This window comes from Myxococcus sp. CA033, from assembly GCF_013336625.1.
Lineage (GTDB): Bacteria > Myxococcota > Myxococcia > Myxococcales > Myxococcaceae > Myxococcus > Myxococcus llanfairpwllgwyngyllgogerychwyrndrobwllllantysiliogogogochensis.
The window spans coordinates 136,073-151,116 of sequence record NZ_JABUMU010000025.1; the positions used below are offsets into that span (position 1 = coordinate 136,073).

Genomic DNA, 15,044 nt, shown 5'->3' on the forward strand with positions numbered 1-15,044 from the left:
TCATGCAAGTTGATGCACGTGCGAGTGAGAGCGCGTCCCTTGGGACGAGGGTGCAATGGGAGCGGGTGAAGCGAACCGCTAAGAGGTGAGCGTCCGCGGGAGAGTCCAAGGCGGACGAGGAGCCTTCCCATGCGGCCTTTCTCGCAGTCTCGCCTCGCTCCGCTGTTCTCGTCCTTCGTCGCGACCCTGGCGCTGTTCGCGGCGCCCGCGAGCGCGGAGCCGGTGCTGCTGACCTGCCCCGGCATCGTCCAGGCCCAATACTCACCGGGCATGACGAACGCGCCCCGGATGATCACCTCGACGGCGAGCGGGACGTTCGGCCCGTGTGTCGGGGTTCCGTTGTCACTCCTCTCGACCTCTTTCGTGGCGGGGGGCATGGGCACGTTGAGCTGCGTGGGGGGCTCGAACCAGCTTGGCGCGCAGCTCAACTGGAGCGACGGTTCGGTCAGCCACCTGGACACGAGCATCCTCATCACCGTCAGGCCCTTGGGCGAGGTGGTGGCGACCTATTCGGGGACGGTGGTGGGCGGACGGTTCCAGGGGGCCAGCGTGCTCATCACGTTCGTGCTCGCTCAGACCCAGGTGCTGGGATGTTTCACGGAGGAGGGCGTCACCGCCACGGTGGGACCGACGGTCCTGACCATCACCGGCTCCTGAGCGGGAGTCGCGTCTTGGGGGCCTCCAGCCGCTCCGGGACGTCTGAATGCATGTGTGAGTGAGAGCGCGTCCCTTGAGACGAGGGGGCAATGGGTGAGGGTGAAGCGAAGCGATAAGAGGTGAGCGTCCGCGGGAGAGTCCAAGGCGGACGAGGAGTCTCGCCATGCGGCTTTTCTCGCGTTCTCGCCTCGCCCCGCTGTTCGCCTCCTTCGTCGCGACCCTGGCGCTGTTCGCGGCGCCCGCGAGCGCGGAGCCGGTGCTGCTGACCTGCCCCGGCATCGTCCAGGCCCAATACTCACCGGGCATGACGAACGCGCCCCGGGTGATCACCGCGACAGCGAGCGGGACGTTCGGCCCGTGTGTCGGGGTTCCGTTGTCACTCCTCTCGACGTCATTCGTGGCGGGGGGCATGGGCACGTTGAGCTGCGTGGGGGGCTCGAGCCAGCTTGACGCGCAGCTCAACTGGAGCGACGGCTCGGTCAGCAACGTGAGCGTGAGCATCCTCATCACCGTCAGGCCCTTGGGCGAGGTGGTGGCGACCTCTACAGGGACGGTGGTGAGCGGACGGTTCCAGGGGGCCAATGTGCTCATCACGTTCGTGCTCGCTCAGACCCAAGTGCTGGGATGTTTCACGGAGGAGGGAGTCACCGCCACGGTGGGACCGACGGTCCTGACCATCACCGGCTCCTGAACGGGGGACGCGTCTTTGGGGCCCGCGTGCGGGCCCATCCGTGGTGTTGATTCAATCCACTGGCGATGGAGGGTGTACTCAATCCCTGTTCATGCAAGGGAATGCATGGGGGAGTGAGAGCGTGTCCCTTGGGACGAGGGTGCAATGGGAGCGGGTGAAGCGAACCGCTAAGAGGTGAGCGTCCGCGGGAGAGTCCAAGGCGGACGAGGAGCCTTCCCATGCCGCTTGTCTTGCGTTCTCGCCGCGCCCCGCTTTTCTCCGCCTTCATCGCGACCCTGGCCCTCTTCGCGGCGCCCGCCAGCGCGGAGCCGGTGCTGCTGACCTGCCCCGGCATCGTCCAGGCCCAATACTCACCGGGCATGACGAACGCGCCCCGGGTGATCACCGCGACAGGGGACGGGACGTTCGGTCCGTGTGTCGGGGTTCCGTTGTCACTCCTCTCGGCCTCATTCGTGGCGGAGGGCACCGGCATGTTGAGCTGCGTGAGCGGCACGAACCGGCTTGACTCGCAGCTCAACTGGAGTGACGGCTCGGTCAGCAACCTGGACACGAGCGTCGTCATCACCGTCAGGCCCTTGGGCGAGGTGGTGGCGACCTATTCGGGGACGGTGGTGGGCGGACGGTTCCAGGGGGCCAGCGTGCTCATTACCTTCGTGCTCACTCAGACCCAGGTGCTGGGATGTTTCACGGAGGAGGGCGTCACCGCCACGGTGGGACCGACGGTCCTGACCATCACCGGCTCCTGAACGGGGGACGCATCTTGGGGGCTCCGGCCACTCCGGGACGGCTGGCGGCCCCCGCTGTGAGTGCCTCGCACCCGGTCCACGCGTCCGGGGCGCGAGACAGCGGGCGCGGTTCGCGGTATCCGGACAGGGCCATGAGCAAGGCCCTTCAACTGGATGACTGGGGCGGCACCGGCCCCGTGCTGCACCTGGCGCACGCCAACGGCTTTCCGCCGGGCACCTACCGCAAGCTCATCGAGCGCCTGAAGACGCGCTACCACGTCGTCTCGGTGCGGAGCCGTTGCCTCGTGCCGGGCTCGGACCCGCTGTCCATGCGGACCTGGAACGACATGGCGGACGAGCTGGCGCAGGCCCTGCGCGCCGCCGGGCTGGAAGGCGTCGTCGGCGTGGGGCACAGCATGGGCGGCGTGGCGACGCTGCTCGCGTCCGTGAAGGACCCCGGCCTCTTCCGCGCCATCGTCACGCTGGACCCCGTGTTGTTCTCGGGGATGCGCAAGCTGGCGCTCGACGTGCTGACGCTGCTGGGCCAGCGCAGTCGTGTGCCTCCCGCGAGCTTCGCGTGGCGTCGGCGGGAGCACTGGAACTCTCGCGAGGAGGCCGCCGCGAGCTACCGCAAGAAGCCCCTGTTCCAGAGCTTCGACCCGGAGTGCTTTCAGGACTACCTCACATACGGACTCACCGAGGCACCCGAAGGCGGGTTCCGGCTGACCATCCCCCGTGCCTGGGAGGCCCGCGTCTTCGAGACGACGCCCGTGGGCATGTGGCGGGCGCTGCGCTCCATCGCGGTGCCCACCCTCATCGTGCGGGGGAGTGACACCCGCACGCTCGCGGAGTCGGCCTTCGCGCGTGCCCGGCGGGTGATGCCAGGGGCCCGGCTCGAGGAGTTTCCCGGCGGGCACCTCTTTCCGCTGGAGGACCCGGAGGGGTGTGCCCTCCGCATCCTCGCGTTCCTCGACTCGCTGGAAGCGCCCGCCACGCAACTCCGGCAGGCGCGCTGAACACCGCGAGTGCCCTGGCCGGTGGGGCCAGGGCCGTGCTCACCGCGCCGTGTCGTCCACCACCGAGGGAGCCGCCGTGGGCTCCGGCGTTGGCACCGCATCCGGCGCCGAGGGAGGCAGCGCGGCCTCCCGCTGAAGGAGCGCCTCGAAGGCATCCACCATGGGGCTGGACGTGGTGCCGTCCACGACGCGCTTCCACTTCCCACCCGGGGCGCGGTGGGAATACCCACCCCAGAGGAGCTTGCCCCGCAGGCCCAGGAAGACCTCGTCGTTGGCGAAGCGCTTGTCGGCTTCCGCCTCCATCATCTCGAGCATCCGGATGCGGTCTCCATCGCTCACCTTCTTCAAGCGAGGGGTCTGCGCGGAGACGACGCGGATGACGTGCTCCTTCACGGAGGCGGAGCTGGCGGAGACCGTCACCGACTGGTGGCCCTGCTCCTCGAACGCGGACTGAATCGTGGTCTCCACGGCCAGGTCCTCGGCCTGGGCCTCGAAGCGCTGGTCGAAGCCCTGCCTGCCCGCCCGCTGCTCCTGTTGCTGGGAAGAACCGCTCGAGTCACCGGTGCCGAGAGAGACCACCGCGTTGACGAGGGGAAAGCCCACACAGCAGAACGCCAGCGCGGCCACCGGGAACAGGCCGCCCATCCGGTGCAGCAGCGGCGCCACCGGCACGGGGCCGACCTGTTGCTCCGGCACCTCCGTGTGCAGGTTGCAGCGCCCGCAGATTCGCACGTACTTCGTTCCCAGCGAGAAGAGGGGGAACCAGAAGACGTGAATCACCCGGTAGTGACGCTGCAGCCGCTGGGACGTCTCCTGCTGACAGTCCGGGCAGGGCGCGCGCTGCTCGCCGAGGTCCTGCTGTTTCGGCGAACTTCCAGAGATGATGAACATGCTCGGCTCCGCGAAGAAGAGGGGCGGCTGCTTACATCAGTGCCGACAGCAGCGTCCACCGTGACAGCCTGTCTCGGACACACCTCTGACCCGTGACAATCCAGGCATCCCCGCGAGGCCTCTGCGTGTGTGCCTTTCGCCCGGAGCGCGGTGTCCCCGAATGAGGCCCGGTGTATGCCATTCCCTGGCCCCGTGCTTGCTCTGGCCTGGCGCCATGAGACCTCTGCTCCAGAAGTACTTCTGGCTGGTGAGCTGTTGCTTTCTCCTCGTCGCCGCGTTGATCGCCGCGCGCACCGTCCACCTCGTCACGGAGTTCCACCTCGCGGTTCCCGTCCCGGGACTGGACTCGATGCCCGCGAAACCCATCCGGTTCGCCAGCACGGAGGCGCGGCTCTCGCTTCGCACCGAGTCGCTGGCTCGTGTGCTCGGCATCAAGGAGAAGCCCTCGGCTGGGCCTCTTGCCCACAGCGGGCCCCGGAGGAGCGCGCGGCGCGCGAAGCTCGTGGGGACGCTGACGTCGCGCGAGCCCTTCTGGTCGCTCGCGTCCGTGGAAGACCTCGACAGCCGGCGCGTGCGCAGCCTCCGCGTGGGAGACGTGCTTCAGGACGCGGAGGTGGTCGTCATCGAACGAGAGCGCATCATCGTCACCCGGGAAGGACAGCAGGAGGTCATCGACGGCCAGGGACCCGAGGGGCCCCCATCGACCGGGGCTCCAGTGGCCGCGGGCAGCGAGCGTGGGAGCGACATCCGACGCGTGGGAGAGCACACCTACGAGGTGCCTGACAGGTACCTGGACCTCGACCAGTGGACCCAGGGCGCCGCGCTCACGCAGGCGCGCATCGTTCCGTACTTCAAGGAGGGGCAGCCCCAGGGCTTCAAGCTCCTCGCCGTCCGGCAGGGCTCTGTGTACGAGAAGCTGGGCCTCCAGAATGGCGATGTCATCCAGCGCATCAACGGCGTCGCGCTCGATTCCACGGAGAAGGCGCTGGAGCAGTACATGCTGCTCAAGAAGTTCCGGCACCTGGAACTCGACATCGACCGTGGTGGCCTTCCGCTGCGCAAGGTCTACGACGTGCGACCGTGACACCTGGGGCCCGGTGAGCTCGCCACCACGCGCCCGTCCCGTGAAGGGGAGCCAGGGAAGCAGGCGCCCGCGAACGATGGCGCTCCCTCCGTCGGTACTTATCGTTGGTCCGTCGTTGGAGCGCGCTTCGTGCCACTTCATTCCGGGAGACACCCATGAAAGCCGTCGTGCTGAAGGCCTATGGAGACGTGGACAACCTCGTCGTGTCGGAGATGCCCGAGCCGAAGGTGGGGCCGGGAGACGTGAAGGTCCGCGTCACCGCCGCGAGCATCAACCCGGTGGATTGGAAGATTCGCCGAGGCGACATGAGGGAGTACATGCCGCTGACGCTTCCCGCCATCCTGGGGCGGGATGTGTCCGGTGAGGTCATCGAGGTGGGGCAAGGCGTGGAGGGCTTCAAGCGCGGCGACCGGGTGATGGGCCTGGTGTCCGCGGGCTATGCGCAGACGGTGGTCGCTCCGTCCGACGTATGGGCCAAGGTGCCTGACTCGCTGGAGCTGAAGGACGCGGCCGCGCTGCCGCTGGTGACGCTGACGGGCGTGCAGCTGATTGAAGAGCAGATGAAGCCTGTCCAGGGAGACACGGTGCTCATCACCGGTGCGCTGGGCGCGGTGGGTCGCGCGGCCCTGTTCGCGGCGAAGGCGCGTGGGGTGAAGGTCTGGGCCGGCGTGCGGGCCCGGCAGGTGGAGGAGGCGCGGAAGCTCGGCGCGGACGGAGTCGTCGCGCTGGATGATCCGAAGGACGTCGCGAAGCTGCCCACGCTGGACGCCGTGGCGGACACGGTGGGTGGCGAGGCCGTGGCGGCGGTGCTGGACAAGGTGAAGCGCGGCGGACTCGTGGGCAGTGTGGTGGGTGAGCCGAAGGGGGCCAAGGACAAGGGCCTCCAGGTGGTCACCTTCTTCTCGCACCCGGACGGACGCCGGCTCGCGCAGCTTGGCGAGAGCGTGGCCAAGGGAGAGCTGCGCATCCCCATTGGCAAGACATTCCCCATGGACGCCGCGAAGGATGCCCAGAAGCACGCCGAGAAGGGTGGCGCGGGCAAGGTGCTGCTCGTCAACTGAGCCCCAGGAGCGTCAGCCCGGACGTCGCACATGTCCGGGCGTGACGCTCCCTCGGCCCTCACAGCTCGTTGAAGATGAGCAGTCCTCGCGACGAGTCGACGAGATACACGTAGCCGTCACCGGGGATGCGAACGCCGAAGGCGCCCTCGAAGATGCTGTCGCCCCGTTGGGGGTCGCTCTCGCGGAAGGTGTGGTGGTGCGCCACCTGTCGGGGCCTGGTGGGATTGGACACATCCAGCACGCGCAGCCCTTCGTGGTACCACGCCACATAGAGCAGGTTGCCGCGCAGGATGAGGTTGTGCATGGACGTGACATCGCGCATGCGGAACTCGCCAATCTTCACGATGCGGGAGGGCTCGGTGACGTCCAGCACCCGCACGTGGGAGGCGTTGAATTCGCCCCCTTCGAAGGCGATGGTCTTTCCGGCGAAGGTGCCCACCGCGCTGTGGTGCGCGTAGTCGTAGCCAAAGCGCTCGTAGCGGCCCAGGCGGCTCACGTTGTCCAGGTTCGTGACAGCCATCACCGAGTAGCCGCCGAAGGAATTGCTGATGTACAGGCGGTTCTCATACGCGAAGGCGTCGTGAGGCCCTCCCAGCTCGGCGTCCTCGGGCAGGGAGATGATGGTGCGCAGGATGGGATTGAGCGGCTCGGTCAGGTCGTAGACATGGGTGCCGGTATTGGGGACCATGGCGTAGAGCCGGTCATTGTCGACGAGCACCGTGTGCGCGCCGAAGTCTCCCGTCGGCAGGCTCTTCACGAAGGTGGGAAGGGCGGGGTTGGAGATGTCGTAGATGAGCGGCCCCACGTCGTTGCTGGCGACGTAGAGGGCGTCACCCCTGGCCCAGACTCCGTTCCAGGAGTTGTCCTCGGGCAGGCTGATGGACGTCGTGAGGACAGGCCGGGTGGGGTCCCTCACGTCAATGACGGTGAGGCCGCCGGCCTGTCCGCGGTGTGGCAGGGAGACGACGTAGGCGTGGCCCTTGGCGACGTAGATGTCCGCGGGCATTCCCACCGGGACGTGGCGCTCGGCGACCAGCTCGAGGTTGCCCGAGGACTCCGGCTCTCCGGTCGACAGCGCGACGCGGTTCGCCTCGAAGGTGCCCTTGAGGGTGAGTCGTCCCCGGCGGCAGTAGGTGAAGCAGCCGGTGATGATGTTGGGCGCGGGCGTCTTGCATCCCACCATGGCGACGGTGAGGTCATTGCGAGTCAGGCCGCCGATGATGGAGAAGCGTCCATCCCCCGTGTCCTTGAGGCGGAGGGGCTCGTCGTACATCGTTCCGCCGTCTTCCCGGAGCAGGAAGCCGATGGGGACGCTGCTGATGCGCACGCCGCCATCCTCGTAGTGCCGTTCGCCACGGCCGTCGGACAGGTAGATGCCCTCCTTGGGAATGGCGGAGAGGGCCTGTGCATCGCATTGCGACAGGTCGAAGTGCGACAGGTCATCACAGGCGCCTTCCTGCGCGTAGACGGCGCTGGAGGAGCACGGCGAGAGGGGTCCCCGGTCCACCCAGTCTCCGCGCTCCTCGAGCTCGGTGTAGGTGCCATCCCAGACATAGGGGCCCGCGTCAGGGGGAGACGGGGAGGGGGAGTCCTCGCAGCCGGAGAGGCACTGGAGGAGCAGGATGGCCAACGGCGCCCGGAGCAAGTGAAGGGGGACTGTCATGGGGACCTTTCCAGGTGAGCGCCCCGCGAAATTCGCGGGGTCTCCCTTCAGACCATTCCCAGTCCGCGAATCCCTCACCCCCGCTGGAATACTTGCGCCGTGAGGGGTACCCGCCGCGCTCAGCGGTCGGCGATGTCGGCGGCTTGCAGATGCGGGGACGCTTCGACAATCACTGCCGCCGTCCAGCCCCTGTTGGTGCTGCTGTCTTTCGCGTCGCAGTCGCCGTCGGTGTGGATGCCCAGCACGTGGCCTTGACGGTTGAGCACGCCCGCGCCCGAGCTGCCGACCAGGGTGTCCAGGTCCGAGTAGTAGACAAGCTGGTTGCACGAGTCCACGTACCTGCCCTCGGCGATGACCTTGCGGCGTCCCCGGGGGTGCTGAATGATGGCCAGCCGCTCGCTGGCCCGCGTCGTCAGCTTCAGCGGGGCGACCTGGGGAAGCACATCGAGCTGGATGAGCGCGTAGTCGGGTTCGAGCGCCTGCTCGATGACGGTGCCATCGGTCATCAGCGGGTCGCCGTCGGGCTCGTCCTCGAAGTTGAAGACGACAAACGAACGGTCCCCGAGTCCGACGCAGTGCCCCGCGGTGAGGACCACGGGCCCCGCGAGTGCTTCAATCAACGTTCCGGTACAGCCTCCGTTGATCATGACGACAGCGTCCTCCGTGTCGTGGAGGTCGGCGAACTCGCCCTGGTAGCTGTTGATGGGGGTGAAGTCGAGGCTCGGACCGCACTGCGCGAAGCTGCTCACCTTCGCCGGCGTGGGCTGCTCGCAGACCGCGGGCACCACGGGCGCGGGAGTTCCTCCGCAGGCGGACAGGCCCAGGACCACGCTGCCCGAGAGTCGTGCGCACCACCGCGTCATGAATGGACCCCAGGGCTCACGCATCATCGCCCGGCAACCGCCGCCCTCTGGAACATTGTGCTCTTCCCTCGCGTCTTGATTCGGGTGGACTCTAGGCTTCTTGGAAAGCCATGGAAACATCCGCACGACGTGGCCCCACGGACCCAGGGGCAATCTCCAGCCGGGAGCGGTAATGCGACGTGTCACCCATGCGAGAGAGGCCTGCGCCAGGGCTCTGTCGCGAAACTTGAATGGAGCCCTTGTCGTCGGATGTCTCACCGCGGTGCTGATGGCCTTGCCCGCTCACGCGGATGATGGCGACCTGGATATGTATTCGTATCCGGTGCTCCTGCTCCTCATGCTGGAGGTCTTCTGGCCGGTGTTGTTGGCGGCGGTGGTCGCCGTCGTGGCGCTCTGTCTCCTGTGGCGAGCGTTTCGTCGCCGCGCGAACCGGCGTGCTCCGGTGCGTGGGCGAGGTGTCCGTCGCGACGTCCGCCCGTCGAAGTGACAGGGGCTTGAGCAGTCGGCTGCACACCAGCGCGCTGGTTGTGCAGTGGATTGCGCACACGGCGCGCGCGGGGGCGCCCGCGCTCTCCTGGGAGCGCCGTGAAACAGCCGGAGAGGTCCCCGCCTTGCAGCCCGCGACGGCCATGAATGTGCTGACGGCTCGACTCGCGTGGACGTGTTCCCTGTGGCTCTCCTGCTGGGTGCTTCTTCCCGGCGTCTGCCTCGCGCGGACAGGGGAGGGCGCCGTGGACGAATCGCTTCCGGGAATGCAGCCACGCAAGGCCCTCCGCTTGCTCGATGAGCCACCGGCACGAGAGCCCGCGCACCCCGTGGTGCGCCTCCCGTTGGAGGTCGTGGCCATGTCGCTGACCTCCGCGTCCCTGGCCTTCACGGGCGCGTATGTCGGGGCCTTGTTTCGCGAGGCGACAGGCGGTCCAACGACGGGGTCGACGGAAGTGATTTACGGCGCCCTCGTAGGAGCCTCGCTGGGGGCCCCGCTGGGCGTCTGGTGGGGAGCGCGCATCGCGGGCGGCAGGGGGACCTTGGAGGGGACCTACCTGGGGACGGGCGTGGCGGCGGCAGCGGGCGTGGTGGCCTCGCTGTTCCTCAAGTACGACGAGGCCCGGGCCGGGGTCATCACCGCCTTCTGTCTGGTGGGCGCCGTCGTGAGCTACGAGGTGTCACACGCCTCGAACGCTCCTGCCCCGCCCGAGCCCGCCGTCAGCCTGGCACCGTCCCTGACGCTGACGCGCGACCACAAGTTCCTGGGGCTGTCCGGCCGCTTCTGAGCGGATGGCCGGCAGGGGCTCCGCTCAATAGAGGTTCTTCTTGGAGGCGAGCGCGCCCGGCCGTCCTCGTCGATGTATCCCATGACGACGAGCAGGGATGTAGGGGGCCGCCTTCCAAGTTGACGACCGCGCGAGGAGTCCCGTCCTGTCCGGGCGGGGCTCCTCGACGCACCCCCGTCAGTGGCTGACTTCGTTCAGCCGGATGCGGTGCTTCTTCGCATAGTCCTTCTGCGCCTGGTCGAGCTCATCCATCAGCGTGGAGATCTCCAGGGCCCGGCGGTCCAGCTCCGCGCCCAGCGGTTCAAGCTGCGCGTCGGTGAAGCCATCCGGCAGGGCGGCGATCTGCTGCATCGTCGCGAAGAACGCGATGTGGCTGTTCAGATAGGCAATCAACCGGGCGTGCAACTCGGTGGCATCCTCGGGGATGGGATACTTCTGCGTGGCCGCCAGGTGGCTCGACACCAGCTGGTGGAGCTTGCCCAGCTCTGTCTTGTATCGGCCCAGGTTCTTGCGGCCCTGGATGTCCTTGGAGAACCCCTCGGCGCGCTTGCCGTTCAGCCAGGGCTCCGACGTCGACGTCATGGTGTTCCACATGGAGACGCTCGCATCCATGTACTCCTCGGCGTTCAGCTTGTCGCGCCCTCCAGAGGTACATGCGCCGACGAACAGGGCGAGCAGGGCTGTGAGGCAGAGGCGATTCATGAAGCTCCAGGAGAGTGACGAGGGGGCCGCCACCATCACACCGCGGACACCACTCGGTCGAGGAGTCTTCACGCGGCTCACCGCTCGCAGCGCAGCGCCACCGCGTGCGGGTTATCCAGATAGTCCTGCCAGAATTCCCGGCCATACCGGGCGATTCCCTCGGGGGAACACTCGGGACGCATCCAGGTGAGGGTGTGAAAGCCCGCATCTCGAAGCGCCTGCTCGTACGTGGCCCGGCTCCAGTAGGAGAAGTGGATGGTGAAGGGCGTCTTCGTGTGCAGCTCCGCGGAGAGCGTCTGTCCCTCCCGAGGGGACTCCGGGAAGTCCAACATCGTGATGCCATACCGCGTGCTGTTGGGGCCCTTCGCGCTGAACTCGGGGTTGAACGAGTACGTGACGAAGTGGCCTCCGGGCTTCAGGTGGGCATGGATGTTCCGGCACATCCGCAGCATGTGCTCGGGCGAGTGCGCGTAGTGCAGCAGGTAGATGGCCGTCACGACATCGAACGTGCCCAGGGGCGCCAGGTCGGCGACGTCCGACACGTGGTACTCGATGCCCAGGGGGTGTTCGGCTTCCTGTCGCCTCGCGACGCGAATCATCTCCTCGGAGATGTCGACGCCGACCGCCCGGCGTGCGCCTCGCGCCTTGAGCTGCCGCGTGTACAGCCCGTCGCCACAGGCCAGGTCCAGGACGGTCCGTTCGGCCACCGAGCCGAGCGCTTTGAAGAAGGAGTGCCCCTCGATGTACTCCGAGCGCACCGGCAGCACATCCCAGTCCGCGACCTTCTCTCCAATCTCGTCATATTGCGCCGACATGGCCCACGACCTTTCCAGGTGACGTCCGAGCGGCCCTGGCACCCGAGGTGCCGAAGGTGAGCCGGGGCGGTTCGGGCATCGTGTCACCGCACCCCGCACGGCGTCGACGCGGAAAAATCGCGCACGAAGGGGGTGAGGGGAAATCTCCGCGACCTTCGTTGAGGAGCCAAGGCCGGAGAACGCACGGCGGACCGCGTGCGCTTCTCCCGTCGTGACAGGCCAACCACCGATACCCCACACGGGGGGGAGAGCAGGACCATGAAGCTCAGGAAGCAAACCAGGCAGTGGACGGGCGCGACCCTCGCGGGGGCGCTGCTCCTGCCCGCGGCGGTGCTGGCGAACGAGACCCATGTCTACGGCATCGCGAACTTCAACGGCGCGGCGAGCGGGCAGTGCGATGCCGACTCGCACTCCGTCCACACCAAGACGGCGGGGGAGTTCGCCGGCTACTTCAACTCGCTGGTGAACGCCGGGCAGTGGACGGACGTCCGCACGCTCAACAACACCAGCGCGCGCACGGACCTTTGGACGGATGCGTCGAAGGGGAGCGCGGCGAACGCGAAGGACACCCAGGCCAACGCGGGCGTGGACGACGCGGATATCCTCTTCGTCCACACGCACGGCGGCCACAGCGAGGCGAACCTCCGCAGCTGGCTTGTGATGGGGAGCAACCTGGACGCGTGCTCGGCCGTCACGGATACCCACATGAGCCTGGGCAACGGGAAGCTGAACATCGCCGTCGTCAAGGCCTGCCAGTCCGGTGACTACCAGGTCTGGAAGCAGGGGGGATACCGCACCGCGCTCGTGACGAACACCAGCGGGTTCACCATGTGGAACGCGTTTCACGGCGACTCGTCGTGCGGCAACCACGTGAAGCGCTACGTGAAGCGCTACGTGGCCGACTCGAAGACGTCTGGCGTGGGCGAGAACTGGATTGACGAGGCGTACGACAGGGACTGGGGCAAGAACAACGACGACTGCCCGGTGTCCATCGTCTTCGGCGACACGAAGGCGAAGCGGGTCGCGATGTTCGAGTCCGGTGGCTGGAAGGACCGTCACAACACCGGCGGCAAGGTCGCCTCCTCCATCTTCTACGTGGGCGGTTGTGACCCCTCCAGCGGCCAGAAGCTTCCGGAATGAACGCCGCCTCCTTCGACCCTGTTCAGAAAGAACGAAACGCCATGAAGACCCCATTCATCCGCTTCTTGACCGCCCTTCCGCTCGCCGCCGCGCTGGGTTGTGACAGCGCCGCCACCGTCGTCGAGCCCGTGGACCCCCAGACGCAGGTCGCGTCCGCGACGACCGTCGGCTTCGTCTTCGACTCCACCCGGATCGCCACGCCGCCCACCGGAGGCATTCCCACCGACCTGCTTCCTCGCACCGCGTTCAACGACGCGGTGCTGCAGGGCGCCCTGGTGGGCTCGACCGAGGCCTTCACCACGACGGGGACGCTCGGCTCGCGCCGAGATTTGGAGTCGCGCACCTGGACGCTGGAGAACGACCCGTCCGAGGGGCAGGTCCTGGTGCTGAACAGGCTCGGCAGTGGCCCCGCGGTGCCCCAGGAGCCCGCGGTGATGCAGCGCACCGCCATTGCCCGGCTGCAGCGCTGGGGAATCCCCGCTTCGGAGATCGGGGCGGTGTACCAGGTGAAGTCCTTCCTGGAGACGGAGGAGGACGGCGTCGCCGCGGTGCCGGAGCTCCACCGCTACAAGACCTTCGTGATGCGCGCCATCAACGGCATCCGCGTGGAGGGCCACCGCGCGGTGGTGTCCCACGGCGTGGATGGCACCTTCCAGCGCGCGCTCATCTCCTGGCCGCCCCTGGCCCGGGTGGGCCACCTGCTGCGCACGCGGCTGAGCACGGCGGACATCGAGCAGCGGGCCCGCGAGGCGCTGCTGGCCGAGGGTGAGACCGCGGGCCCCGTGCGGCTCTTCTGGAAGTACGTGCCCACCCAGCTCAGCACGGGCGAGTGGGCGCTGACGCTCCAGGTGGGCGCCGCGATGGAGGCCCTCACCGGGACGACCCACACCGAGGAGTCGCGCGTCGTCGACGTGGACGTCAGCCCGGTGCAGTAGCGCCGCGTTCACGGGAGCCACGGGCCCGGGAGTCCTCGCGAGGACTCCTGGGCCTTCGCCGTTCAGCTCACGCCGCCAGCGATGCCCAGGTGCCGTGGCCTCACCCGCGCGCGTGCACCGCCACGAGCACGATGGCCAGCAGCGGCAGCGCGCCCTGGACGACGCTGGCCAGGAGGAAGTGGCGGTTGCTCGAGACGAGCACCAGCGCCGCCAGCGCCATGCACGCGCAACCGAACATGACGGCCGCCACACCGGAGGTGACCGCGCCGGTGCGCACCAGCGCCACGCCCACGAGCACGCCCAGCGCGAGGAACAGGTTGTAGAAGCCCTGGTTCAGCGCCATCGGCTTCAGCACGTCCGCCTCCGCCTGCGACTTCAGCCCGAAGCGCTGCCACACCTCCGGCCGCGAGAAGACGATGCTCTCCATGACGAAGAACAGCACGTGGATGAGCGCCGCGATGACCGCGAAGACCTGCGCCAGTAACGACATGATGACTCCCCTCCGGGATTCCGGTATTCTGGACCAATCAGTTCCGAATTCATATTGAAACGTTCGGTCCAGAATTGTCAAGGAGGGTGACGTGGCGCGTACGCGTGCGTTCGACGAGACGGAGGCGGTGCGCAAGGCGCTGGGGGTGTTCTGGTCTCGGGGCTACGAGGCCACGTCGCTTTCGGACCTGGAGACCGCCACGGGGCTGAACCGCTCCAGTCTGTACCAGGCGTTCGAGAGCAAGCGGGCGCTGTTCTCGCGGGCCGTGACGCTGTACCTCCAGGAGGTCATCACGCCCCGGCTGGTTGTCTTCGCCGCGGGCCCGCCGGGCCTGACGCAGGTGGTGACGTACTTCGAGTCGCTCGCGACGACGATGGGCACCGCGCCCCAGGCCCTGACGCGCCGGGGGTGCCTGCTCGTCAACACCGCGACCGAGCTGGCCCCGCATGACGCCGAGGCCCACCGCGCGGTGGAGGACTACCGGGCCCTCTTGCACGGACACCTGACGAGGGCGCTGGAGGCCGCGGCGCGAGCAGGCGCCATTCCCCGGAAGACGGTGGCGCGTCGCGTGGAGCTGCTGGTGGGGTCTGTCATTGGGGTGCTCGTCACCGCGCGACTGGATCCGGTGGCCGCCGCGAAGCTCGCGCGCGCGACGGCGAGCGAGGTGGAGGGTTGGTCCGAGGGGTAGGGCGCACGGATGTCACCCGGGTGTGACTGAGCAGGGTTTGCCCGCACAGCCTCCGCTCTGGTGACAATGAAAAACAGTGCCTCCTCTATAACCAATCAGACGGGCTTGCCCAGACATCTTGGGCATGCCACATTTTGCCGCGCTGACCCTTTGGGCAGCCAACAGCAACACGCAACCACCTCAAACCGGGAGTTCGCCATGAAGAAGGCCCTCTACTCTTTGGCTGTGCTGATGCGGATTGCTCGCGCGGACAAGCTCTCCGCTCCCTACATCTATTACTAGTCAACAGTCGTCAGGCAATGCGCCCTGACGGTTGGGTCGGATGACCTCGCAGTCGTGGGTGGAGTGA

At 67.7% G+C, this 15,044-nt stretch carries 18 protein-coding genes; 12 read left to right on the forward strand and 6 right to left on the reverse strand.

Annotation, left to right across the window (positions count from 1 at the left end; all coding sequences use genetic code 11):
* Positions 1 to 129: 129 nt before the first annotated feature.
* From HUA78_RS37745 to HUA78_RS37760, 4 genes are all read left to right on the forward strand, one after another.
* A complete protein-coding gene (locus HUA78_RS37745) occupies positions 130 to 657 on the forward strand; it encodes a hypothetical protein (RefSeq protein WP_141643726.1) in 528 nt (175 codons plus the stop codon).
* Between the two features lie 163 nt (positions 658 to 820).
* Positions 821 to 1,348 (forward strand): hypothetical protein, encoded by a 528-nt coding sequence (locus HUA78_RS37750; protein ID WP_174478379.1) that lies wholly within the window; start codon positions 821 to 823, stop codon positions 1,346 to 1,348.
* A 218-nt stretch (positions 1,349 to 1,566) separates the two neighbouring features.
* Entirely contained in the window at positions 1,567 to 2,094 is a 528-nt protein-coding gene (locus tag HUA78_RS37755) for a hypothetical protein (RefSeq protein ID WP_141643724.1), read from the forward strand.
* A gap of 131 nt (positions 2,095 to 2,225) precedes the next feature.
* The gene (locus HUA78_RS37760; protein ID WP_174478380.1) at positions 2,226 to 3,089 is read left to right on the forward strand and encodes an alpha/beta fold hydrolase; all 864 of its coding nucleotides are present in this window, start codon (positions 2,226 to 2,228) and stop codon (positions 3,087 to 3,089) included.
* A gap of 39 nt (positions 3,090 to 3,128) precedes the next feature.
* Here HUA78_RS37760 and HUA78_RS37765 read toward each other — a convergent pair whose 3' ends face one another.
* Positions 3,129 to 3,980 (reverse strand): hypothetical protein, encoded by an 852-nt coding sequence (locus HUA78_RS37765; protein WP_174478381.1) that lies wholly within the window; start codon positions 3,978 to 3,980, stop codon positions 3,129 to 3,131.
* 214 nt (positions 3,981 to 4,194) lie between these two features.
* Between HUA78_RS37765 and gspC the strand changes: the two genes are divergently transcribed.
* A complete protein-coding gene (gspC, locus tag HUA78_RS37770; RefSeq protein ID WP_174478382.1) occupies positions 4,195 to 5,064 on the forward strand; it encodes a type II secretion system protein GspC in 870 nt (289 codons plus the stop codon).
* Positions 5,065 to 5,219: 155 nt separating this feature from the next.
* Positions 5,220 to 6,125, forward strand: a complete 906-nt coding sequence (locus HUA78_RS37775) for an NADP-dependent oxidoreductase (RefSeq protein ID WP_174478383.1) — start codon at positions 5,220 to 5,222, stop codon at positions 6,123 to 6,125.
* Between the two features lie 58 nt (positions 6,126 to 6,183).
* Here HUA78_RS37775 and HUA78_RS37780 read toward each other — a convergent pair whose 3' ends face one another.
* Both HUA78_RS37780 and HUA78_RS37785 read right to left on the reverse strand, forming a co-directional pair.
* Positions 6,184 to 7,788 (reverse strand): LVIVD repeat-containing protein, encoded by a 1,605-nt coding sequence (locus HUA78_RS37780; protein WP_174478384.1) that lies wholly within the window; start codon positions 7,786 to 7,788, stop codon positions 6,184 to 6,186.
* Positions 7,789 to 7,907: 119 nt separating this feature from the next.
* Positions 7,908 to 8,651, reverse strand: a complete 744-nt coding sequence (locus tag HUA78_RS37785; RefSeq protein ID WP_254624112.1) for a serine protease — start codon at positions 8,649 to 8,651, stop codon at positions 7,908 to 7,910.
* Positions 8,652 to 8,877: 226 nt separating this feature from the next.
* Between HUA78_RS37785 and HUA78_RS37790 the strand changes: the two genes are divergently transcribed.
* On the forward strand, positions 8,878 to 9,138 hold the full coding sequence (locus HUA78_RS37790) for a hypothetical protein (RefSeq protein ID WP_174467105.1): 261 nt from the start codon (positions 8,878 to 8,880) through the stop codon (positions 9,136 to 9,138).
* Between the two features lie 7 nt (positions 9,139 to 9,145).
* Positions 9,146 to 9,925 carry a hypothetical protein gene (locus HUA78_RS37795; protein ID WP_174478386.1) on the forward strand — a complete coding sequence of 260 codons (780 nt, stop codon included), beginning with the start codon at positions 9,146 to 9,148 and terminating at the stop codon, positions 9,923 to 9,925.
* 177 nt (positions 9,926 to 10,102) lie between these two features.
* Here HUA78_RS37795 and HUA78_RS37800 read toward each other — a convergent pair whose 3' ends face one another.
* Positions 10,103 to 10,627 (reverse strand): hypothetical protein, encoded by a 525-nt coding sequence (locus HUA78_RS37800; protein WP_174478387.1) that lies wholly within the window; start codon positions 10,625 to 10,627, stop codon positions 10,103 to 10,105.
* Positions 10,628 to 10,704: 77 nt separating this feature from the next.
* Complete coding sequence (locus HUA78_RS37805; protein WP_174478388.1) at positions 10,705 to 11,442, reverse strand: class I SAM-dependent methyltransferase; 738 nt, start codon at positions 11,440 to 11,442, stop codon at positions 10,705 to 10,707.
* 258 nt (positions 11,443 to 11,700) lie between these two features.
* On the opposite strand from HUA78_RS37805, the gene HUA78_RS37810 reads away from it, so the two are divergent.
* Complete coding sequence (locus HUA78_RS37810) at positions 11,701 to 12,582, forward strand: hypothetical protein (RefSeq protein ID WP_141643713.1); 882 nt, start codon at positions 11,701 to 11,703, stop codon at positions 12,580 to 12,582.
* A gap of 41 nt (positions 12,583 to 12,623) precedes the next feature.
* The gene (locus HUA78_RS37815; RefSeq protein WP_141643712.1) at positions 12,624 to 13,517 is read left to right on the forward strand and encodes a hypothetical protein; all 894 of its coding nucleotides are present in this window, start codon (positions 12,624 to 12,626) and stop codon (positions 13,515 to 13,517) included.
* A gap of 100 nt (positions 13,518 to 13,617) precedes the next feature.
* On the opposite strand, the gene HUA78_RS37820 is transcribed toward HUA78_RS37815, so the two are convergent.
* Positions 13,618 to 14,007, reverse strand: coding sequence for a DUF1304 domain-containing protein (locus HUA78_RS37820; RefSeq protein WP_174478389.1), 390 nt, complete (start codon positions 14,005 to 14,007; stop codon positions 13,618 to 13,620).
* Positions 14,008 to 14,098: 91 nt separating this feature from the next.
* Here HUA78_RS37820 and HUA78_RS37825 point away from each other — a divergent pair, with 91 nt between their 5' ends.
* Complete coding sequence (locus HUA78_RS37825; protein ID WP_174455800.1) at positions 14,099 to 14,695, forward strand: TetR/AcrR family transcriptional regulator; 597 nt, start codon at positions 14,099 to 14,101, stop codon at positions 14,693 to 14,695.
* Positions 14,696 to 14,893: 198 nt separating this feature from the next.
* Entirely contained in the window at positions 14,894 to 14,977 is an 84-nt protein-coding gene (locus HUA78_RS47845; RefSeq protein WP_371745755.1) for a cittilin family RiPP precursor, read from the forward strand.
* Positions 14,978 to 15,044: the final 67 nt, after the last annotated feature.